The sequence below is a fragment of the Paenarthrobacter sp. RAF54_2 genome (genome assembly GCF_052113945.1).
Taxonomy (GTDB): Bacteria; Actinomycetota; Actinomycetes; order Actinomycetales; family Micrococcaceae; genus Arthrobacter.
Map to the genome: position 1 here is coordinate 37,409 of NZ_JBFRDV010000023.1, position 20,401 is coordinate 57,809.

At 63.4% G+C, this 20,401-nt stretch carries 17 protein-coding genes; 12 read left to right on the top strand and 5 right to left on the bottom strand.

Annotated features, from left to right (window positions below; translation table 11 throughout):
- The first annotated feature begins 22 nt into the window (after window positions 1-22).
- Both araA and AB4Y87_RS20385 read left to right on the top strand, forming a co-directional pair.
- Window positions 23-1,543: an L-arabinose isomerase gene (araA, locus tag AB4Y87_RS20380; RefSeq protein ID WP_442006098.1), complete on the top strand. Its 1,521-nt coding sequence runs from the start codon at window positions 23-25 to the stop codon at window positions 1,541-1,543.
- Window positions 1,540-2,436 carry an aldose 1-epimerase family protein gene (locus AB4Y87_RS20385; protein WP_442006099.1) on the top strand — a complete coding sequence of 299 codons (897 nt, stop codon included), beginning with the start codon at window positions 1,540-1,542 and terminating at the stop codon, window positions 2,434-2,436. Before araA ends, AB4Y87_RS20385 begins: the two co-directional genes overlap by 4 nt.
- Before the next feature lie 60 nt (window positions 2,437-2,496).
- On the opposite strand, the gene AB4Y87_RS20390 is transcribed toward AB4Y87_RS20385, so the two are convergent.
- Complete coding sequence (locus AB4Y87_RS20390; RefSeq protein WP_442006100.1) at window positions 2,497-3,513, bottom strand: LacI family DNA-binding transcriptional regulator; 1,017 nt, start codon at window positions 3,511-3,513, stop codon at window positions 2,497-2,499.
- A 125-nt stretch (window positions 3,514-3,638) separates the two neighbouring features.
- Between AB4Y87_RS20390 and AB4Y87_RS20395 the strand changes: the two genes are divergently transcribed.
- The 6 genes from AB4Y87_RS20395 (at window position 3,639) to AB4Y87_RS20420 (ending at window position 10,416) form a co-directional block, all read left to right on the top strand.
- Complete coding sequence (locus AB4Y87_RS20395) at window positions 3,639-4,004, top strand: L-rhamnose mutarotase (RefSeq protein ID WP_442006101.1); 366 nt, start codon at window positions 3,639-3,641, stop codon at window positions 4,002-4,004.
- Entirely contained in the window at window positions 4,001-5,182 is a 1,182-nt protein-coding gene (rhaI, locus tag AB4Y87_RS20400; RefSeq protein WP_442006102.1) for an L-rhamnose isomerase, read from the top strand. The genes AB4Y87_RS20395 and rhaI overlap by 4 nt, the downstream gene beginning before the upstream one ends.
- 3 nt (window positions 5,183-5,185) lie before the next feature.
- Window positions 5,186-7,225, top strand: a complete 2,040-nt coding sequence (locus tag AB4Y87_RS20405) for a bifunctional aldolase/short-chain dehydrogenase (RefSeq protein ID WP_442006103.1) — start codon at window positions 5,186-5,188, stop codon at window positions 7,223-7,225.
- An 8-nt stretch (window positions 7,226-7,233) separates the two neighbouring features.
- On the top strand, window positions 7,234-8,697 hold the full coding sequence (locus AB4Y87_RS20410) for a rhamnulokinase (protein ID WP_442006104.1): 1,464 nt from the start codon (window positions 7,234-7,236) through the stop codon (window positions 8,695-8,697).
- Between the two features lie 201 nt (window positions 8,698-8,898).
- Entirely contained in the window at window positions 8,899-9,330 is a 432-nt protein-coding gene (gene panD, locus AB4Y87_RS20415; protein WP_431116915.1) for an aspartate 1-decarboxylase, read from the top strand.
- Window positions 9,331-9,489: 159 nt separating this feature from the next.
- Entirely contained in the window at window positions 9,490-10,416 is a 927-nt protein-coding gene (locus tag AB4Y87_RS20420) for an AEC family transporter (RefSeq protein ID WP_442006105.1), read from the top strand.
- A 77-nt stretch (window positions 10,417-10,493) separates the two neighbouring features.
- On the opposite strand, the gene AB4Y87_RS20425 is transcribed toward AB4Y87_RS20420, so the two are convergent.
- On the bottom strand, window positions 10,494-13,130 hold the full coding sequence (locus AB4Y87_RS20425; RefSeq protein WP_442006106.1) for a trehalase-like domain-containing protein: 2,637 nt from the start codon (window positions 13,128-13,130) through the stop codon (window positions 10,494-10,496).
- 111 nt (window positions 13,131-13,241) lie between these two features.
- Window positions 13,242-14,231, bottom strand: coding sequence for an LLM class flavin-dependent oxidoreductase (locus tag AB4Y87_RS20430; RefSeq protein ID WP_442006107.1), 990 nt, complete (start codon window positions 14,229-14,231; stop codon window positions 13,242-13,244).
- Between the two features lie 271 nt (window positions 14,232-14,502).
- Between AB4Y87_RS20430 and AB4Y87_RS20435 the strand changes: the two genes are divergently transcribed.
- Window positions 14,503-15,492 (top strand): ABC transporter substrate-binding protein, encoded by a 990-nt coding sequence (locus AB4Y87_RS20435; RefSeq protein WP_442006108.1) that lies wholly within the window; start codon window positions 14,503-14,505, stop codon window positions 15,490-15,492.
- Window positions 15,493-15,573: 81 nt separating this feature from the next.
- On the opposite strand, the gene AB4Y87_RS20440 is transcribed toward AB4Y87_RS20435, so the two are convergent.
- Together AB4Y87_RS20440 and AB4Y87_RS20445 are read right to left on the bottom strand one after the other, a co-directional pair.
- Window positions 15,574-16,503: a threonine/serine dehydratase gene (locus AB4Y87_RS20440; protein WP_442006109.1), complete on the bottom strand. Its 930-nt coding sequence runs from the start codon at window positions 16,501-16,503 to the stop codon at window positions 15,574-15,576.
- Between the two features lie 95 nt (window positions 16,504-16,598).
- Window positions 16,599-17,486, bottom strand: a complete 888-nt coding sequence (locus tag AB4Y87_RS20445) for an aldo/keto reductase (protein ID WP_442006110.1) — start codon at window positions 17,484-17,486, stop codon at window positions 16,599-16,601.
- Between the two features lie 118 nt (window positions 17,487-17,604).
- Between AB4Y87_RS20445 and AB4Y87_RS20450 the strand changes: the two genes are divergently transcribed.
- The 3 genes from AB4Y87_RS20450 to AB4Y87_RS20460 all read left to right on the top strand — a co-directional run bounded on the left by AB4Y87_RS20450 (window position 17,605) and on the right by AB4Y87_RS20460 (window position 20,295).
- Complete coding sequence (locus AB4Y87_RS20450) at window positions 17,605-18,489, top strand: helix-turn-helix transcriptional regulator (RefSeq protein ID WP_442006111.1); 885 nt, start codon at window positions 17,605-17,607, stop codon at window positions 18,487-18,489.
- 57 nt (window positions 18,490-18,546) lie between these two features.
- Window positions 18,547-18,990, top strand: coding sequence for a GNAT family N-acetyltransferase (locus AB4Y87_RS20455; RefSeq protein WP_442006112.1), 444 nt, complete (start codon window positions 18,547-18,549; stop codon window positions 18,988-18,990).
- 90 nt (window positions 18,991-19,080) lie between these two features.
- Window positions 19,081-20,295, top strand: a complete 1,215-nt coding sequence (locus AB4Y87_RS20460; RefSeq protein WP_442006113.1) for an FG-GAP-like repeat-containing protein — start codon at window positions 19,081-19,083, stop codon at window positions 20,293-20,295.
- Window positions 20,296-20,401: the final 106 nt, after the last annotated feature.

A 20,401-nucleotide genomic window follows, 5' to 3' on the forward strand; every position in this document is an offset into this window, starting at 1 on the left:
AACACTTTCAGGAGCCATGAAAATGCCCAGCGCCAACACCACGTCCCTTGATCAGTACGAGGTCTGGTTCCTCACCGGAAGCCAGCACCTCTACGGCGAAGATGTCCTCAAGCAGGTCGCCTCGCAATCGCAGGAGATTGCCAACGCCCTCAACGATTCCTCGGACGTGCCGGTCAAACTCGTGTGGAAGCCGGTCCTCACGGATTCCGACGCCATCCGCCGCACTGCGCTGGAAGCAAACTCGAACGACTCCGTGATCGGCGTGACCGCCTGGATGCACACGTTCAGCCCGGCCAAGATGTGGATCCAGGGCCTGGACGCCCTGCGCAAGCCGCTCCTGCATCTGCACACCCAGGCCAACCGTGACCTGCCGTGGGCCGATATCGACTTCGACTTCATGAACCTGAACCAGGCAGCCCACGGGGACCGCGAATTCGGGTATATCCAGTCGCGCCTCGGCGTGCCACGGAAGACCGTCGTCGGGCATGTCAGCAATCCTGAGATCGCCCGCCAGGTGGGCGCTTGGCAGCGCGCCTCGGCAGGTTGGGCCGCTGTGCGGACACTGAAGCTGACCCGTTTCGGTGACAACATGCGCAACGTCGCCGTCACCGAAGGCGACAAGACCGAAGCCGAGCTGCGCTTCGGCGTCTCGGTCAACACTTGGTCAGTGAACGAGCTCGCCGATGCCGTTCACGGCGCTGCGGAGTCCGACGTCGATGCCTTGGTTGCCGAGTATGAGCGCCTCTACGAGGTGGTTCCCGAACTGCAAAAAGATGGCGCACGCCACGAGTCGCTGCGCTACAGCGCGAAGATCGAACTCGGTCTCCGCAGCTTCCTGGAGGCGAACGGCTCAGCCGCGTTTACGACGTCGTTCGAGGACCTCGGCGAACTCCGCCAGCTCCCCGGCATGGCAGTCCAGCGGCTCATGGCTGACGGCTACGGCTTTGGCGCCGAGGGCGACTGGAAGACCGCCATCCTGGTCCGCGCCGCCAAGGTGATGGGCGCGGGGCTGCCCGGCGGCGCCTCGCTCATGGAGGACTACACGTACCACCTCCAGCCAGGCTCGGAGAAGATCCTGGGCGCGCACATGCTGGAGGTTTGCCCCTCGCTGACTGCCAAGAAGCCGCGCGTGGAGATCCACCCGCTGGGCATCGGCGGCAAGGAAGACCCCGTACGCATGGTGTTCGATACGGACGCCGGCCCCGGCATCGTGGTCGCATTGTCCGATATGCGCGATCGGTTCCGCTTGGTAGCGAACGTAGTGGACGTCGTCGATCTCGACCAGCCTCTGCCCAACCTCCCGGTGGCCCGCGCACTGTGGGAGCCCAAGCCCAACTTCGCTACGTCGGCCGCAGCCTGGCTCACTGCCGGCGCCGCCCACCACACGGTGCTCTCCACGCAGGTGGGCCTGGAGGTGTTCGAGGACTTCGCCGAAATCGCCAAGACCGAACTCCTGACCATCGACGAGGACACCACCATCAAACAGTTCAAGAAGGAACTGAACTGGAACGCCGCCTACTACAAGCTGGCCGGCGGCCTGTGAGCACCGAATTCACGCTGCAGTCCGGCGGCTACCGGGCTGTCATCACAGCCCGGGCCGCGGCGCTGCGTGTCTTACAGTTCCAGGGCCGCGACCTCGTTGTCCCGTTCCCGGAGGGTGGCCCGATTCCGGACTACCGGGGAATTATCGCGGCGCCCTGGCCCAACCGGATCGCCGACGGCGCCTACCGCTTCGATGGCACGGTGCACCACTTGCCCGTCAACGAACCGGACCGGGGCACATCCTTGCACGGTCTCGCCTTCCCGCTGGATTGGGAACTGAAAGAGTCCGACGGAGGTTCACTCACGTTGACCTGCACCGTTGGGCCTACACCGGGATATCTGTTCGTACTGGAGCTCTCGGCTCGGTACGTGGTGGACGACGCCGGGCTGCACACGCGGCTAACTGCCTTGAACGTAGCCGACGCTCCAGCACCGTACGGAGTGTGCCCACACCCGTATCTGGTGGCCGGTTCTTCGCCGCTGGATCAGTGGGTCCTCGATTTTGCTGCGGATAGCTTCCTTGAGGTCACCCCTGACAGGCTGCTGCCGGTTCGTGTTGTGGGAGTTGAGGGCCACGCTTTCGATTTCCGGACCCCGCGGGCCATTGGCACCACTGAGATCGACCATGCGTTCACAGGAACAGGGTTCGACGGCGGGCTGGCGCGGCTTTCGCTGCGCGACCCGGCGGGCACCGGCGTCGGGATGTCCTGGGACGAAAGCTGCCCATGGCTGCAGATCCATACGGCAGACAAGCCGGAACCACTTCCGAATCGGCTGGGCTTGGCCGTAGAGCCAATGACCTGCCCGCCAGACGCGTTCAACAGTGGCACGGACCTGATCCGGTTGGAACCCGGCGCTGAGCACACCGCTGCGTGGAGCATCTACGCGCTGTAGTTACCCAACTAAGTAGCATTAGTGCGCGTTTTGACCGTTCAAAACGCGCACTGCTGCGACCTACTTGGGTACGCCGGCCGTGCTTTGACGCACCACGAGCTCCGGCGTGAACACCACGGCCCGGTGTTTGGTTCCGCCGCTGTCCTGCTCCTCCGCCAGCAACTCGATCGCCGTGCGGCCCAAGGCCTCCGTTGGCTGGCGGATGGAGGACAAGGGCACGACGGCGGAGACGGCGAAGTCGATGTCGTCGTAGCCGATGAGGGCGATGTCTTCCGGGATACGAACGGTCCGGAGCATGGTCAGCGACTGCATGACGCCGAGCGCCAGGAGGTCGTTGGAACAGAACACGGCTTCCGGCCTTTCGGCTGGCGCCCGCTCCACCAAATCGTTGCCCACTTGGCGTCCGGCTAGGACGGTCTGCCCAGCGGAGTCCAGGACCTCGATGGTCGCCCCTGCTACTTCCGAGACGGCCCGCTGTGCGCCGTTGAGTCGGTGGGCTACCTGGCGAATTGATGGGGCGCCAACAAAAGCCAGACGACGCCGGCCCGTGTCCAGCAGGTGCCGGGCGGCAAGATATCCGCCTTCTTCGTCATCCACGGAGACTGAGCTGCACCGCTCGGTGTCGGCGAGTTGGTCCACCAGGACAGTTGGCACGCCGCGTTCACGCAGCGTATCGATCCGATCCCCGACGTCCCCTACAGGCGAGATCAGCAGGCCCTGGACACGCTGTTCCTGGAACAGGTCCATATAATGCGCCTCCCGGGAAGCGTCCTGGCCGCTGTCCCCTACCAACACCACGCTACCCAAGGCTGTGGCTGCATCTTCCGCGGCACGGGCAACCGAGGAGAAGAACGGGTTGCCCACATCCAGCACGATCAGTCCGATAGTCCGGCTCTGCCCTGCCCTGAGTTGACGGGCGGCGTCGTTGCGGACGAAACCGAGTTCGGCGATGGATTTGAGGACGCGCTCCTTGGTCCTTTGCGATACGCGGTCCGGATAATTCAGCACGTTGGAAACAGTTCCCACGGCTACTTGTGCGTGGGTGGCAACGTCTTTGATGCTCGCTGTCTGGGACATGCTTTCCAATCTCCGCTGGTTGTCATCGATTTGCAGGAAACGCCTTGACACCCTCCTTCTCACGAGGGTAATTTGAATCGTAACAAATGAAACGATTCAAAGACGAGTGACCTGGAGAACCGCACATGAGGGTCTGTTTCCGCTCTTCCGTCCAGCCCGAGCTGATGGACGAATACAAGCGCCGGCATGCAGCCGTTTGGCCGGAAATGCTGCACGCCCTCAAGGACGCGGGATGGAACAACTACTCCCTCTTCCTGGCTCCCGATGGCCAGTTGATCGGATACCTCGAATGCGATGACTACCAAGCCGCCCAAGCCCAGATGGCCATAACGGACGTCAACGCCCGCTGGCAGGCCGAGATGGCAACCCTGTTCTCGAACAGCGAGCTGCCTCCGGACCAGGGATTCGAAATCGTCGAAGAAGTTTTCAATCTTGAGGATCAACTGGCCAAGGCCAGCACCGCCGCAACCCAGCAGAAGGAACAAGCATGAACACCACAGAGTCGGCCGCCACAGAGTCGGCCTTGGGCCGCTTGGGAGAACTGGCCATCGAAGTGCCGTCCTGGGCCTACGGAAATTCGGGGACCCGGTTCAAGGTTTTCGGCACCCCGGGTACGCCGCGCACGGTCCAGGAAAAGATCGCCGACGCCGCCAAGGTCCACGAGCTGACGGGCCTGGCGCCTACAGTCGCGCTGCACATTCCGTGGGACAAGGTTGACGACTACTCCGCGCTGCGCGAGTACGCTGCAGGCTTGGGTGTTGGCCTGGGCACCATCAACTCCAACACCTTCCAGGATGACGAGTACAAATTCGGTTCCCTGACCTCGTCCAACGAGTCCGTGCGCCGCCGCGCGATCGACCACCACCTTGAGTGCATCCAGATCATGGACGCCACGGGATCCAAGGACCTGAAGATCTGGTTGGCCGATGGCACCAACTACCCCGGCCAGGACGATATACGCGGCCGTCAGGACCGCCTCGCGGAATCCCTCCAGGAGATCTACGCAGGTCTGGGCGACGAGCAACGGCTGGTCCTGGAGTACAAGTTCTTCGAGCCGGCTTTCTATCACACAGATGTTCCGGACTGGGGCACTTCCTACGCGCAGACCCTTGCCCTTGGCGAGAAGGCCTTCGTCTGCTTGGACACCGGCCACCACGCGCCAGGTACCAACATCGAGTTCATCGTCATGCAGCTTCTGCGGCTGGGCAAGCTCGGCTCGTTCGACTTCAACTCCCGCTTCTACGCAGACGACGACCTCATTGTGGGCGCAGCCGATCCGTTCCAGCTGTTCCGCATCATGTACGAGGTGATCCGCGGTGGCGGCTTCCGGAAAGATTCAGGCGTTGCCCTGATGCTGGACCAATGCCACAACCTGGAAGAGAAGATCCCGGGCCAGATCCGCTCGGTCCTGAACGTCCAGGAAATGACGGCCCGCGCACTGCTCGTGGATACCGCAGCATTGTCCGAGGCCCAGCGTGCCGGGGATGTTCTGGCCGCGAACGGCATCTTCAACGATGCCTTCTACACCGACGTCCGCCCGGTCCTGGCCGAGTGGCGTGAATCCCGCGGCCTGCCCGCCGACCCGATCGCTGCCTACAAGGCCAGCGGCTACCAGAAGAAAATCAACGAGGACCGCGCTGGCGGCCAGCAAGCCGGATGGGGCGCATAAAGCATGACCACCAACAAGACTGTTGAAGACCTGATTTCCCGCTCCAACCGCCTCGGCGCGGACAAGCGGAACACCAACTTCGCCGGCGGCAACACCTCCGCCAAGGGGATCGAGAAGGACCCGGTCACTGGCCAGGACGTCGAGCTCCTCTGGGTCAAGGGCTCCGGTGGCGACCTCGGCACGCTGAAGGCGGAGAACCTCGCTGTACTCCGGCTGGACCGGCTGCAGGCACTGAAGTCCGTTTACCCCGGCGTCGAGCGTGAAGACGAAATGGTGGCCGCCTTTGATTACTGCCTCCACGGCAAGGGCGGCGCTGCGCCGTCGATCGATACTGCCATGCACGGCCTGGTGGACGCTGCGCATGTTGACCACCTGCACCCCGATTCGGGCATCGCGATTGCGACGGCGGTGGACGGCGAAGCGCTGACCTCGAAGGTGTTCGGCGACAAGGTCGTATGGGTTCCGTGGCGCCGCCCCGGTTTCCAGCTCGGCCTGGACATCGCCGCGATCAAGGAAGCCAACCCCCAGGCCATCGGCACCATCCTGGGTGGCCACGGCATCACTGCGTGGGGCGCCACGAGTGAAGAGGCTGAGGCCAACTCGCTGTGGATCATCGACCAGGCAGAAAAGTTCATCGCGGAGAACGGCAAGGCCGAGCCCTTCGGCGCCAAGCTCCCCGGCTACGGCGCCCTCCCCGAAGCTGAGCGTAAAGCCAAGGCAGCCGCCCTCGCCCCGGTAATCCGCGGCCTGGCCTCCACGGACAAGCCGCAACTGGGGCACTTCAGTGATGACGCCGTCGTTCTTGAATTCCTTGCCTCGGAAGAGCACCCCCGCCTGGGCGCTCTGGGCACCTCCTGCCCTGACCATTTCCTGCGCACCAAGGTCAAGCCACTGGTCCTGGACCTGCCCGCCGATGCTTCGATCGAGGATTCCGCCAACCGTTTGAAGGACCTGCACGCGGACTACCGCGAGGACTACCAGGCGTACTACGACCGGCATGCAGACGCCGATAGCCCGGCATTGCGCGGCGCGGACCCGGCCATCGTGCTGATCCCAGGCGTCGGCATGTTCTCCTTCGGCAAGGACAAGCAAACCGCCCGCGTGGCCGGGGAGTTCTACATCAACGCCATCAACGTGATGCGTGGCGCCGAGGCCATCTCCACCTACGCGCCGATCGAGGAATCCGAGAAATTCCGCATCGAGTACTGGGCCTTGGAAGAAGCCAAGCTCGCCCGCATGCCAAAGCCCAAGTCCCATGCCACCCGCATCGCACTGGTGACAGGCGCGGCGTCGGGTATTGGCAAGGCGATCGCCACTCGCTTGGCGTCCGACGGCGCGTGCGTCGTGATTGCCGACCTGAACCTTGAGAACGCCCAGGCCGTCGCCGCGGAACTGGGCGGACCCGACGTCGCCATCGGCGTCCAGGCCGACGTGACGGACGAAGCCCAGATCGCAGCAGCGATCCAGGAGGCCGTTCTCGCATTCGGTGGCCTGGACCTGGTGGTCAACAACGCCGGCCTGTCCATCTCCAAACCACTTCTGGAAACCACCGAGAAGGACTGGGACCTGCAGCACAACGTCATGGCCAAGGGCTCGTTCCTGGTCTCCAAGGCCGCGGCCAAGGTCATGATCGATCAGGGCATGGGCGGGGACATCATCTACATCTCGTCCAAAAACTCCGTGTTCGCCGGGCCCAACAACATCGCCTACTCCGCCACCAAGGCCGATCAAGCCCATCAGGTCCGTCTACTCGCCGCTGAACTGGGCGAGTACGGCGTGCGCGTCAACGGCATCAACCCTGACGGCGTGGTCCGCGGCTCGGGCATCTTCGCTGGCGGCTGGGGCGCCAAGCGCGCAGCTGTGTACGGCGTGGACGAGCAGGAACTGGGCAAGTACTACGCCCAGCGCACGCTGCTCAAGCGGGAGGTGCTGCCGGAACACGTCGCCAACGCAGCCTCCGTGCTCACCAGCAACGAACTGTCCCACACCACCGGGCTGCACATCCCCGTTGACGCGGGCGTGGCTGCCGCATTCCTGCGATAAGGCCAAGCATGAGCAACGGTTCACCTGCGAGGCCAGTCTTCGCAGCAGTCGATATTGGCGCCTCCTCCGGCCGCGTCATGCTGGGCCGCGTCTCGCCTGAATCCGGCGTGTCGCTCGAGACGATCCACCGCTTCCCTAACGGAGTGGTGGAGCTCGACGGCGGCCTCCGCTGGGACTTCGACGCCCTGTTCGCGGAGGTACTCAAGGGCTTGACGGCCGCCGCTGCCGTTGCGCGTGGGAATGGCGAGCGCATCGTGAGCATCGGCATCGACACCTGGGCTGTGGACTACGGCCTGGTGAACGACGCCGGCGAACTCACCGCGCAGCCGTACAGCTACCGGGACGAGCGCAGCCGCGCGACTGTGGAACGTGTGCATGCCGCGATCTCCCCGGAGAAGTTGTATGCCACAACGGGTTTGCAATACCTGCAGTTCAACACGCTGTACCAGCTGGCGTGCGAGCCCACCCTGGAAGGGCGCCAGGCTCTCCTCATCCCGGACCTGATCGCTTTCCTGCTCACGGGAGAGCGCCGGACGGAGGCCACAAACGCCTCCACTACAGGGCTCTTTGATGCTGTTGCGGGAGAGTGGGCCACACAGTTCCTGGATGCACTCGGCCTGCCGAAAGATATCTTCCCTCCCCTCATTCAGCCGGGCGAAACCGTGGGCACCCTCCTGCCGGGCATCCTCGAAAAGACGGGATTGCCCGCGGACACCAGGGTGGTTGCGGTTGGATCGCACGACACGGCTTCGGCCGTGGCCGCCGTGCCCGCCGAGCAAAAGGACTTCGCCTACATCTCCTCGGGAACGTGGTCCTTGGTGGGCGTGGAGTTGGACAGCCCAGTGTTGAGCGAGGCAAGCCGCAAGGCCAACTTCACTAACGAGCGCGGTGTGGACGGAACAATCCGGTACCTGCGGAATGTCGGCGGGCTCTGGCTGCTCAGTGAGTGCCAACGTGCTTGGGCGGCACAAGGTTTCAACCAATCGTTGACGTCACTGCTGGACGCAGCCTCGGCTCTCCCCAGCGGCGGCCCACGAATCAACGCCGATGACCCGGCCTTTACGGCCCCGGACAACATGCCGGACCGCATCCGCGCAGCCGTGCGGAACACAGGCGCCGTGCTCGCGGACCGGCCTGCCGCCGTCGTGCGTTGCATCATGGACAGCCTCGCGGCCGGGTACGCCCGCACGCTGGCGGACGCTGAACGGCTCGCGGGCCGCAGTGTGGACGTGGTTCACATTGTGGGCGGTGGTTCGCAGAACCGGCTCCTGTGCCAACTAACGGCTGACGCCACGGGCAAGCCGGTGGTTGCCGGACCTGTTGAGGCGACTGCACTGGGCAACGTCCTGGTTCAGGCGCGCGCTGCCGGTGTGGTGGAAGGTGGGCTGCCTGAATTGCGCGCCCTGGTAGCGGCTGGGACGAACCTCGAACGCTACGAGCCGGCCCAGACGGTCAGTGCCGTACCTTCCTGACCTGTTTTGAACTGATGGCAGCCCCGAAACACCCGAAACAGGGTGTTTTGGGGCCGCTTCCTTGTCCAGCTCCTGTGAATGTCTATGAATGTTGTGAATCTTGTGAATCTCTACCAGTCTGCAAGCAACGCCGCCGACGCCCGCCGAACGTCTGGTACGTCACAGCGCTGGATGAGGGTGCCGCGCTAAACTGATCGCATTATGATCCGCACAATGTTCAAGTCCAAGATCCACCGCGCAACGGTGACCCATGCCGATCTTCACTACGTCGGTTCGGTCACTGTCGACCTTGACCTGCTGGACGCGGCTGACATCCTTCCGGGCGAACTCGTCTCCATCGTTGACGTGACCAATGGCGCCCGGCTGGAGACCTACACGATCGCCGGCGAGCGCGGTTCCGGCGTCATCGGGATCAACGGTGCTGCCGCCCACCAGGTTCATGTAGGGGATGTCGTCATCCTCATCACCTATGCCGAGATGACCACCGAGGAGGCGCGCGCTTACGAACCCAGGGTCGTCCATGTCAGCAAGGACAATAAGATCCTGCAGCTTGGAAACGACCCCGCGGAGGGCCACACACCCGGGCTGATGCGTCCGCCCCACGCGCTGAGCAACGCCGCGCACATGAGCTAACCCGGCCAAAAGCCAACCTCGACGTCGGAACCCATGTGAGTGCCGACGTCGCGCTTTGGTGTCCGTATGACGGAACTCTCGCCAGAAAACGCTTACTCAGCGCGGCGATGTGGCTAGGCTGTTGTTCGTGACCCAACACCTCCCCGCCAGCACGCCCTCATGATCGGCGTCCTGTCCGGGTTCTTCGTGGTGTGGGCCATCATCCTGGTGGGCATGTTCGTTGGGCGCCGCGGGATCCTGGGTGAGAATGCGCGCACGGTCCTGAGCTCGTTGACATTCTTCGTCGCAAGCCCGGCGTTGCTGTTCGAAACCCTGAGCAAGGCGAAGTTCCACGAGGTGTTTGCCGCCCCGCTGCTGGTCACCGCAGTGGGTGCCATCATCACGGGCCTGCTGTTCTTCCTGATCGTGAAATTCTGGCTCAAGCGCACTCTGCCCGAAGCCCTGATGTCATCAATGAGTGCCTCACTGGCGAACTCCGCGAACCTGGGCATCCCGATTGCGGTCTTTGTGCTGGGTGACGCAAGCTACGTGGCGCCGCTGCTGATTTTCCAGCTCGCGTTCTTCACGCCCCTGTACCTGATGGCCCTGGACGCCAGCACGAGTACCCACCGCACCACTCCCCTGCGGTTCCTGCTCATGATTGTGAAGAACCCGATGATCGTGGGCTCGGGACTTGGACTTCTGGTGGCAGGAAAGGGATTTCAGGTGCCCGCGCTCATTCTGGAGCCGATCCACTTGATTGGCGGCGCCGCGATTCCCGCCATGTTGATGGCGTTCGGCATGAGCCTGAACGGATCACGGCCTTTGCAGAAGGACGCGGGACGACGCCTGGACACACTGCTGGCCAGCGGGTTCAAGCTGTTCGTGCACCCATCCATCGCCTATGTGTTTGCCCGCTTTGCCTTAGGGATGGATGGTCACGCCTTATTCGCCGTGGTGGTGACGGCGGCGCTCCCTACGGCCCAGAACGTGTTCGTGGCAGCCACCCGCTACCGCGCCGGCATCACAGTAGCAAAGGACACTGTGCTCATCACGACGATCGTGGCGGTGCCCGCGATGATCGCCGTGGCCCTGCTCCTCACCTAGCGCCGTCCGGCCCAAGTAGGGGACAGATAACGCTCTACTCAGGCCTGGGAGGAGCGTTATCTGTCCCCTACTTGGGGTTACTCCACGTCTGCGCTGGCCAGGTAATGGTCCAGGAGCTGTGCACACCGGATGAAGCCCAGATGCGAGTACGCCTGTGGATGGTTACCCAGATGCGTTTCCGAGGCGGGATCGTACTCCTCCGGCAGCAGACCTGTAGGACCGAACAAAGCCACCAACTGGTTGAACAGCTCCAGCGCATCATCCAAGCGTCCAACAGCAAGGTACGCCTCAATCAGCCAGGTAGTGCAGATGTGGAAGCCGCCCTCCAAACCCGGCAGGCCGTCGTCGTACCTGTACCTGAAAACGGTGGGACCCACACGCAACTCGCGCTCAACGGCCGTTACGGTATCCAGGAACCGCTGGTCCTGGACATCCAGCAGGCCGGACAAGCCGATATGCAGCACGGCGGCGTCCAGGTCGGGGCTGTCGTAGGCCACGGTGTACGAGGCCGCAGATGAATCCCAGCCCTCGCGGAGGACTTCCTCGCGGATCTTAGCGGCTATCGGCGACCAGTCCTCGTGTGCAACACGACCATGCAAGGCAGCGGTTCGCAAGGCCCGGTCCAGCGTCACCCAACACATGACCTTGGTGTACACGTGGTGGCGTGGCGGGCGGCGCGCTTCCCAGATTCCGTGGTCTGGCTCGTGCCAGCGGGCAATGACGGCGTGGGCCATCTGCTCCATCAGGAACCAGTGCTCATCCGGCAGGTACCCGCGCCGCTCGCCAAGATCGTGAATCAGCTCGGCAATCGGGCCAAAGACGTCCAACTGCACCTGGTGGTCGGCCGCGTTCCCGATCCTCACGGGACGCGAACCGGCATAACCTGGGAGGCTCTCGACGATCGCTTCCGTGGACAGTGGCGCACCGGTCACCGAGTACAACGGGTGGAGCCATTCCGGCCCGGGCGCAGTTTCCAGGATGCGGCCAAGCCAGCGAAGGAACCCGTCGGCCTCGTGCGTGGAGCCCAAACTCACCAAGGAATTAACGGTCATGGAGCCGTCGCGCAGCCAGCAATACCGGTAGTCCCAGTTGCGCGTCCCGCCGATTCCCTCGGGCAGCGACGTGGTTGGCGCCGCCAGGACAGCACCTGTTGGCTCGTGCACCAGCGACCTCAGAACCAGTGCCGAGCGCCGAACCAGCGAGGTCTTGATGGTGGGCAGCTGCAGCGTCCTGACCCACTCCCGGGCGGACTGCCCGACGGCGGCACGACGGGTCGGCTCGCCAGTCGGGTCCGCGGGCGGCGGCTCCGTGTCACCGCAGCGGAGGTTCAGCACAACGGGACCGTATTGCAGGGGCACCTCGGCGGTGGCGGTGGCGTACCTGCTATCACTGGTGATCTGGAAGGCAACCCCGGGCGCCGAAAGGATGATGGGATCCGAGGTGCCCATGATGTGGACTTCCTCGCCACGGATCTCCATGCTGAACGGCGCAGTGGCATAGTCCGGCCGCGGCGCGAACACCACCCGCGCGGTGCCCGTCCCGGACAGAACGCGGACCAGGCTGGTGATGCCTTCCGGGGCGGGCTCAAGATAGTCCGTCACTGTCACGTCTGCCCAGCGGGTTTCCACGATCATGGTGTTGTCCACATAGCGCTGAGCCAATACTTGGGAACGCTTGACGGGCTCAATGCTGAAGTGGCCCGCCGGGTCACCGCCCAGGATATGGGCAAACAGGGACCCCGAATCCGGCAAGGGGTGGGTCATCCAGCAAACCTTGGCGTCAGGGGTGAGCAACGCCGTCGACGTGCCGTTTCCGATCATCGAATGCCGCTCCAGCCCCACGGCGTCCTCGCCGAAAAGCCATGCCCGCCGCAGTTCGAACAACAAAGCCAGCACACGGGCAAAGGCTTCCGGATCCGGAATGGTGTGTGCCGCCGTCGTACTTCCGGCGCCGACGTGAAGGCCAAGGTCGGGGCCCCGCAAGGTGGCGAGCGCCATTTCGTCGCTTGCGGCGTCGCCCGCGTAGAGCGCAGCGCTCACACCCAGGCGGGAGCGAAGCTGCTCCAGGGCCTGGCCCTTCGCTGGTTCCTCAACGGTGAGGTCCAGCACGGAGCCGTCGATGATGAAGTAGAGCCCATACTCAATGGCGATCTGCTGGGAACGGAAAATGACGCGCTCCACCACTTCCGGCGTCGCAGGCCGGGTGTGGACAGCAACGCCCACCGGTTTGCGGACAATGCTGATGCCTTTCTCGAAGGCGACCGCCTCAGTCAATGCCGTCGCTACCTGCTGGAGCAGGGTTTCCGTGGCAAGTGACAGGTTGTAGGCATAGCCCATGTCGAACTCAACGCCGTGCGAGCCCACCAAATGGACCTCAGCCGGCAATCTGGACACTGCAGCAAGGTCGCGCAAGGACCGGCCGGAAATGATGGCCGTATGCGTGTTGGGGAGGGCTGCGAGCGCGCGGAGAGCCACAGCCGCACTATCCAGCGGCAGCGTCTCGGTGGAGACACCTTCAGCTGCACAGAGCGTGCCGCCGTAGTTGCACGCCACCAGCAGGCCCGGAACGCGGGCAATGGCCCTCAGCTCCGCCATCAACTGCGGAGTGATGCCCTGCTGCGCGTCCGTCCGGAGCAAGGTCCGGAGCAGGCCAAGCGGCAGCGAGTTCATCAGCAGCGCGGAGTCTGCGGCTGATTGATTTAAGGGCGTGGGCATAGCGGATCCTTCCACTGCGGATAGCTATAGTCTCCGCCTGTGGGGTTTCGGCGTCATGCCTGAATCATTGCAAATGCGTAAAGCTTTCGAATTTATTTTCGATGCCAGCGCCTACGCCGTTACAAGCCCCGCAACCTCGGCAACCAACTCCACCGAGCGCAGGCGTTCCTCGGTGCCAATGCTCTGGTGGGCAACGATGAGTTCGTCCGCATCAGCGTGCTTGGCGAATTCGTCAAGGTAGTCGCGCACAACGTCCGGCGTACCGACGGCAGAGAACTTCATCATTTGGGAGATGTGCTGGCCTTGAGGGGAATCCAGGACCATGTCCGCTTCGTCATCCGTGAACTGTCGGCCGCCGCCAAAGAACAGCGACACACGGGCACGCTTCACGGCGAGATGGATCGCCTGCGCTTCGGCATTGCTGTCAGCCGCCGTGACGTTGACGCCTGCAATGACGTGCGGCTCGGACAGCTGTTCCGAGGGCTGGAAGTCCCGGCGGTAGATGGCCACGGCATCCTGCAAGGCGGCGGGCGCGAAGTGCGAAGCGAAGGCGTAGGGCAGCCCAAGCTGTGCAGCCAGCTGTGCTCCAAACAGCGAGGAACCCAGGATGTACAGCGGCACGTTGGTGCCCTTTCCCGGAGTCGCCTCGACGCCCTGGATGCGGGTAGGTCCGGTGAGGTAGCCCTGCAGTTCCAGGACATCCTGCGGGAAAGCATCCGAGGACGTATGGTCACGGCGAAGCGCACGCATGGTGTTCTGGTCACTGCCCGGCGCACGGCCAAGTCCCAGGTCAATGCGTCCCGGGTGCAGCGTCTCCAAGGTGCCGAACTGCTCGGCAATGGTCAGTGGCGAGTGGTTGGGAAGCATGACGCCACCTGCACCCAGCCGGATGGTGTTCGTGTGGGCTGCGACGTGGGCGATCAGGACACTCGTGGCCGAGGAGGCGATGGCGGACATGTTGTGGTGCTCGGCGTACCAGACCCTGCGATAGCCCAGCTCTTCGGCCTTCTGCGCCATGGCCACGCTGCCGGCGAGGCTTTCCGCCACGGTCTGGCCCTTTCCGATGGTTGCCAGGTCCAGGATGGAAAGAGGAACAGTCACGGGGAATGCCTTTCGGTACGTTTCGCGGCACCCGCACTGTTGGTTGGCGGGCACTCTAGCGACAACGACGGCGGCCCCCGGCTTATTTCTGTGAGTTGCGTCGCGGCCGGTTCCCTAGGAAGTTTGTGACCTCGTTCGACTCCCGATTAACCGCAATTACCCCCTGTATCCCAGCGTTTCAGAGTGCTTTGACCGTGTTCCTGCCCTGCCGGATAGTTGCAGCAACAAGCACGCATACGACGTCCCAATCCGGGAAAAATAAGGGGAAACCATGGCACGTTTTGCAGCCAAGACCGGCCTGACCGCGGCGCTGGCCGCTACGGCTCTACTCGGGCTCGCAGCCTGCTCGGATCCGGGCGCGACGGCGGCGACAGCACCGTTATCGGGCTCTTCAACGGCATCTACCAGCGTGGCCAAAGAGTTCAACCTGTCGCCCGAACAGGACCGCATCAAGGTGACCGTCGACTCCGCGGCCGCAGCCCTGGTTCCGGAAGCCATCAAGGCAGATGGCAAACTGACGGTGGTCTCAACCGGCGGGACGCCGCCGCTGAGCCTGTTCGCCACGGACAACAAGACCCTGATCGGCAGCGAGGTTGACCTCGCGTACGCCATCGGCGAGAGCCTTGGCCTGCAGGTTGAAGTATTGCCGGTAGCGTGGGCCGATTGGCCCCTCGGCGTCGAGTCCGGCAAGTATGAGGCCGTCCTCTCCAACGTCACGGTCACCGAAGCACGCAAGGAAAAGTTCGATTTCGCGACCTACCGCAATGACCTCCTGGGCTTCTATGCCAAGACCGATTCGGATATTTCAGAGGTCAAGGAGGCCAAGGACGTCGCCGGCAAACGCGTGATCGTCGGCTCCGGCACCAACCAGGAAGCCATCCTGGTGCGGTGGGACGAAGAGAACAAAAAGAACGGCCTGAAGCCGGTTGAGTTCCAGTATTACGACGACGACTCCGCCTCCCAGCTCGCCCTCCAGTCCGGACGCGCGGACCTGACGTTCGGGCCCAACGCCTCCGCAGCCTACAAAGCGGCCAAGGACGGTAAGACCAAGGAAGTGGGCACGCTCAACGGCGGCTGGCCGCTGAAGGCTGAGATCGCCTTCACCACCAAGAAGGACAACGGGCTTGCTGCGGCAGCGCAGGTTGCCATCAACCACCTTATTAAGGACGGCAGCTACGGCAAGATCCTGGACCGTTGGGGCCTGTCCTCCGAGGCCATCCCGACGTCCGAATTGAACCCGGCAGGCCTGCCCAAGAAGTAGGAACCGCTGTGGCAGGGCACACCTGCCGACGTCGAATCCCCGCCGGACACCAACCGGCGGGGATTCTTGCGCTGGACCCTGCTAGAAGTGTGCTGGATCGGTGTTGGCGCCGCAGAGAATGACCGCGACCGTCTCACCATCCTTGGGCACGTACGCGCCGGAAAGCAGGGCGGCATATGCTGCGGCCGCACCATGTTCCACCACCATCCGGTACTCCTCCCACAGCTTGCGGCGGGCCTGGACGATGTCTTCGTCGCTGACCAGTACGCTCTGCACGCCCGTCCGTCGGGCAACACCAAATCCAATCTCGCCGATCCGCCGGGCGCCCAGGGAATCCGCGGCGATACCGGAAACGGCCACATCCACGGGCTCTCCCTTGGCCAAGGCCGTGTGCAGCGTGGGAACCGTTTCAGGCTCAACGCCCACTACATGGGCCCGGCCTTCAACCGCTGCCGCAATGCCTCCCATCAACCCGCCGCCGCCAACAGCAACGAGGATGGTATCGACGTCGGGCAGTTCGTCCAGCAGTTCCAAGCCAACGCCCCCTGCGCCGGCCACAATCTCGGGTTGGTCGTAGGCGTGGCAATAGACCGCACCCGTTTCCTCGGCGAACTTCACGGCGGCGGCGTAGGCCTCGGCGTACTCAGAGCCTCCCTGGACCACCCGTGCTCCGCTGGCGAACAACTTATGGACCTTAGTGGCGGGCGCTGCCTCGGGGACGAACACCGTAGCGGGGACGCCGAGCTTGGACGCTGCATAGGCGTTGGCCAGGCCCGCGTTGCCCCCGGAGGCCACCACAATGCCAATCTCCGGGTTCAGTTCGCCATTCTCCCGGGCCGTGAGCAACCGGTTGAAGGCACCGCGCGCCTTGAACGTGCCAGTGTGCTGCATGAACTCGCACTTGAACCACAGGTGATACGGCTCTTGGTTGCCGCTCTCAGCGACCGGTGTATGCCGTACCCAGCCTGCCGTCCGTGAGTACGCTGCTTCTACCTCTTCGCGTGTGACCATCGTGTGCTGCACCTTTCGTCCGTTTCATCCTATGGTTCGGACGGTGGTGCTGGGGCTGGAAGTTTCTGCGTTCCGGGTTTACGGGGGTTCGGCGCTCAGGCCTCGGGGATCACCAGGGCGAAGCGCTCTGGGCGCGAGACATCTGGATCGGGTCCATTGCGCACGCCCAGATCCAACGCGTCGATTGCCGCGAGTTCTTCTGTGCTGAGTTCGAAGTCAAAGACACCGAAGTTCTCCGCGATGCGCTGTGGGTTGGTCGACTTGGGAATGGCTGAGCGGCCTTGCTGCAAGTGCCAGCGGATCATGACCTGGGCCGGTGTTTTGGCGTGGGTCCGCGCGATGACTGCGATGGCAGGATCTTCCATCACGTTCCGTCGGTCTCCGCCCCAGCCCGGGTAGAAAGTGATTCCGCCAATGGGTGACCAGGCCTGGGTGAGGATACCGTTTGCTGCATCCGCGTCCTGGGCATCGGGCTGCGTGAAGTAGGGGTGAAGCTCGATCTGGTTTACCGCAGGCACGATGTCGGTGGAGGCGAGCAGGTCCTTGAGGTGGTGCGGCATGAAGTTGCTGACACCGATCGAGCGCACGCGCCCGTCCTCGAGGAGTCGCTCAAGCGCCTTGTACGCTTCGATGGTCTTCTCGAACCGGTCCGGGGCGGGCTGGTGCAGGATGAACAGGTCAATATATTCGACGTTGAGCTTGCCCGCTGCCTTGTCCCAGGCGTGCAGCGTCTGCTCATAGCCAAAGTCGCTGACCCAGACTTTTGTCTCGATGAAGACCTCCTCCCGCTGCAGGCCCGATGCACGGATGCCTTGGCCCACCTCCCGCTCGTTTCCATAGGCTGCGGCGGTGTCAATGTGCCGATAGCCGGTGGCAAGGGCTGCCGCGACGGCGGCGGTGGTTTCCTCGGGTGCGCTCTGGAAGACGCCCAAGCCGAGTGCCGGCATCGTGACGCCATTGTTGAGGGTTAGTTCAATAGTCATGGTGTCCACGCTATTCAGCCCTGGCACGCTGTGGGAGTGCCCGTCATTACCCCCTTGGGCGTCCCAAGTAATCCCAGGCCCTCCCTCGCTCCCTTGCTGACGGCGTAGCGTTGCGTTCATGACTCATAGCGAGGACGTACGGAAGTTCCTGACCTCCCGGCGTGCAAGGATCAAGCCCGACGCCGCCGGGTTGCCAGCCTACGGGGGCAACCGCCGCGTGGCAGGGCTGCGCCGCGAGGAAGTAGCGATGCTGGCCGGGATGAGCATCGATTACTACATACGGCTCGAGCGCGGAAACCTTTCCGGAGCTTCGGACAGTGTCCTTGAGGCACTCGCCCGCGCCCTGCAGCTTGACGACGCCGAGACAGCGCACCTTTTCGATTTGGCACGCGCGGCCACGGTGGCGCCGCGGGTGAGGCGGAAGCGCAGTCCGAAGACGGTCCGGCCAAGCGTGCAACGGGTCATTGATGCCATCACCACGGCACCGGCGTGGGTTCGGAACGATCGCGGCGATGTCCTCGCTGCCAACGACCTTGGCGCTGCCCTCTACATGGACCTGATGGACGAAGAAACAACCCCGCCAAACAGCGCACGATTCACCTTCCTCAACCCCAAGGCACGCCAATTCTTCGCAGATTGGGAGCGCAGCGCCGACGATATTGTTGCTGTGCTGAGGTCTACCGCCGGGAAGAACCCCTACGACAAGGACCTCACTGATCTGATTGGGGAGCTCTCCACACGCAGCGAGGAATTCCGGGTCAGGTGGGCCAGGCACGATGTGAAGTACCACCGCACGGGCCGTAAACGCCTCCACCACCCCATCGTCGGTGACCTTGACCTGAGCTTCGAAGCCCTCGAGCTGTCTGCAGACCCAGGGCTGCGGATCAACGTTTACACCGCAGATCCCGGCACACCTTCGGAGGACGCATTGAAAGTGCTCGCCAGTTGGGTGGCGACCCAGCGGATCAGGGACGAGGCCAGCGAAGACGCTGTTCGGGAATAGGAGGGGTCCGGAAGAGGAGGTGTCAGGAACAGCGCTGAAACATCTAGGCTGGGAAGCGTGCCTCCAGAGTTCACCTTGCGCCCCTCTTACAGTTCCGATGCCATCTGGATCGCCGAGCTTCGTGCCGTGGTGATGCGTCCCGACCTCGAACGGCTGGGTCGCTGGGATCCGGTGCGGGTTCGGGAGCGCTTCCTGAAAGCGTTCCAGCCGGAGCACACCTATGTGATCCATACTGCAGGCGTGGATGCCGGGGTGATCGCAGTTCGCCAGGAGCCGGACGCCCGGTGGATTGAACACTTCTACGTGGCCCCGGCCCATCAGGGCAAAGGGCTGGGCGGCGCTGTACTTCGGCACGTCATGGCGGCCTCCGTGGATGAGAGGCCCTTCCGTTTGAACGTGCTGCAGGGAAGCGCGGCGCGCCACCTGTATGAGCGGCATGGTTTTGTTCTGGAATCCGAGGACCAGATCGACGTCTTCATGCTGGCGGCGGGCATCCCCTAATCAGCAGACTTCCGACCCGGCAACCCCTGACCAGCGCACCCCAAGTGCGGTAACGTCAACACATCGATGCCAGCTTCCGGGGGGAACATCATGGGGAACGTTCAAGCGCGCACCAAACGATTCACAACGGGCTCAGCGATGGCGATTGCCATGGCGTTGGCAGCAGGGCTCCTGGCCGCCGGAGCACCGCCCGCCTTCGCGGTGTCCCAGCCGACACCCTTCATCGACGGCGTACCGTATGTCGGCGCGGAACTGCGCCGCCAGTACAACTACGACTACTCCGCTTGCAGGAATCCAGACGGCACGGGTGAGGGCATCACCCTGGAGTGGTTGAGGGATGGCGTGCCGCTTCCTGCTGAGCGGCAGGGTGAAACCCTGCGAGTCCTTCCAGAAGACCAGGGTCACCGTATTTCGATGAAGGTCTACCCGCTTACCCCGGGCCAGTCGGGTTGTCCGACGGGTTCCCAGGTAAGCCCGGAAACACTGCCCATCAAAGCCTCCAGCCGGGCCATGGGCTGGACCGGCCGCGGCAACTTCGAGCCACTCGCACGAACCCATGATGGCCGCCTCATCCTGTATCCGCGGACTTACACCTACTACAAGGGAAGTTGCGAGGGCGCGTGCCCTACCTACTGGGGTGCGTGGGATGAGCCCGTGCAGGTTGGCCAAGGCTGGAACGTGTTCAACATCGTTTTCTCACCCGGCGACTTCGATGGTGACGGCTTCAATGACCTCCTCGGCAGGGATGCGGCAGGCAACCTCTTCCTCTATCCGGGTGATGGCGAGGGTGGGTGGCTTGAGCGCCAACAGGTGGGCCAGGGTTGGAACGTTTTCAACGCGATCGTCGGACCGGGTGATTTCAATGGCGACGGAACCAACGATGTCCTTGCCCGAAATCCGGCTGGAGATCTCTTCCTTTACCCGGGCGATGGCAACGGAGGGTGGCTCGCCCCCACGAAGGTGGGCCAAGGCTGGCAGATGATGAACAAGATCATCACTGCTGGCGACATGAACGGCGATGGCCCTGTGGAAGTCTATGCAAGGGACGGCAACGGACACCTCTTCCTGTACCCGGCTGATGATGCTGGCGGCTGGCAGCCATCGTCCCTCATCAGCGGCGGTTGGGATGTCTTCTCCGAGATAGCCGGACTAGGCAGTTTTTCGCACTCCAAGTACAACGACCTCGCTGCCATCAACGGGAATGGAGATCTGGTCACCTATTCTGCCGGAGCGTCCACCACTGTCCTCTGGGGACCCTATGGTCCCGTAGGCCGCGGTTGGGATGTCTTCAAGGAACTCCTCTAGTTTCCTGCGTTTAGAGCGTTTGCCCCCACACCGCCAACTGCAAGCAGATGGTTGCCCTCGACTCGTCAACCACTGCTGCTCGATTTTGCTGGATCATTCCACCATC

What these genes read in the sequence shown, in the direction of transcription:
- AB4Y87_RS20435 (WP_442006108.1), top strand. Translation starts at nt 14,503, where the DNA reads ATGGCACGTTTTGCAGCCAAGACCGGCCTGACCGCGGCGCTGGCCGCT.
- AB4Y87_RS20425 (WP_442006106.1), bottom strand. Translation starts at nt 13,130, where the DNA reads ATGCCCACGCCCTTAAATCAATCAGCCGCAGACTCCGCGCTGCTGATG.
- AB4Y87_RS20405 (WP_442006103.1), top strand. Translation starts at nt 5,186, where the DNA reads ATGACCACCAACAAGACTGTTGAAGACCTGATTTCCCGCTCCAACCGC.
- panD (WP_431116915.1), top strand. Translation starts at nt 8,899, where the DNA reads ATGATCCGCACAATGTTCAAGTCCAAGATCCACCGCGCAACGGTGACC.
- AB4Y87_RS20410 (WP_442006104.1), top strand. Translation starts at nt 7,234, where the DNA reads ATGAGCAACGGTTCACCTGCGAGGCCAGTCTTCGCAGCAGTCGATATT.
- AB4Y87_RS20445 (WP_442006110.1), bottom strand. Translation starts at nt 17,486, where the DNA reads ATGACTATTGAACTAACCCTCAACAATGGCGTCACGATGCCGGCACTC.
- AB4Y87_RS20395 (WP_442006101.1), top strand. Translation starts at nt 3,639, where the DNA reads ATGAGGGTCTGTTTCCGCTCTTCCGTCCAGCCCGAGCTGATGGACGAA.
- rhaI (WP_442006102.1), top strand. Translation starts at nt 4,001, where the DNA reads ATGAACACCACAGAGTCGGCCGCCACAGAGTCGGCCTTGGGCCGCTTG.
- AB4Y87_RS20440 (WP_442006109.1), bottom strand. Translation starts at nt 16,503, where the DNA reads ATGGTCACACGCGAAGAGGTAGAAGCAGCGTACTCACGGACGGCAGGC.
- AB4Y87_RS20390 (WP_442006100.1), bottom strand. Translation starts at nt 3,513, where the DNA reads ATGTCCCAGACAGCGAGCATCAAAGACGTTGCCACCCACGCACAAGTA.
- araA (WP_442006098.1), top strand. Translation starts at nt 23, where the DNA reads ATGCCCAGCGCCAACACCACGTCCCTTGATCAGTACGAGGTCTGGTTC.
- AB4Y87_RS20420 (WP_442006105.1), top strand. Translation starts at nt 9,490, where the DNA reads ATGATCGGCGTCCTGTCCGGGTTCTTCGTGGTGTGGGCCATCATCCTG.
- AB4Y87_RS20460 (WP_442006113.1), top strand. Translation starts at nt 19,081, where the DNA reads ATGGGGAACGTTCAAGCGCGCACCAAACGATTCACAACGGGCTCAGCG.
- AB4Y87_RS20450 (WP_442006111.1), top strand. Translation starts at nt 17,605, where the DNA reads ATGACTCATAGCGAGGACGTACGGAAGTTCCTGACCTCCCGGCGTGCA.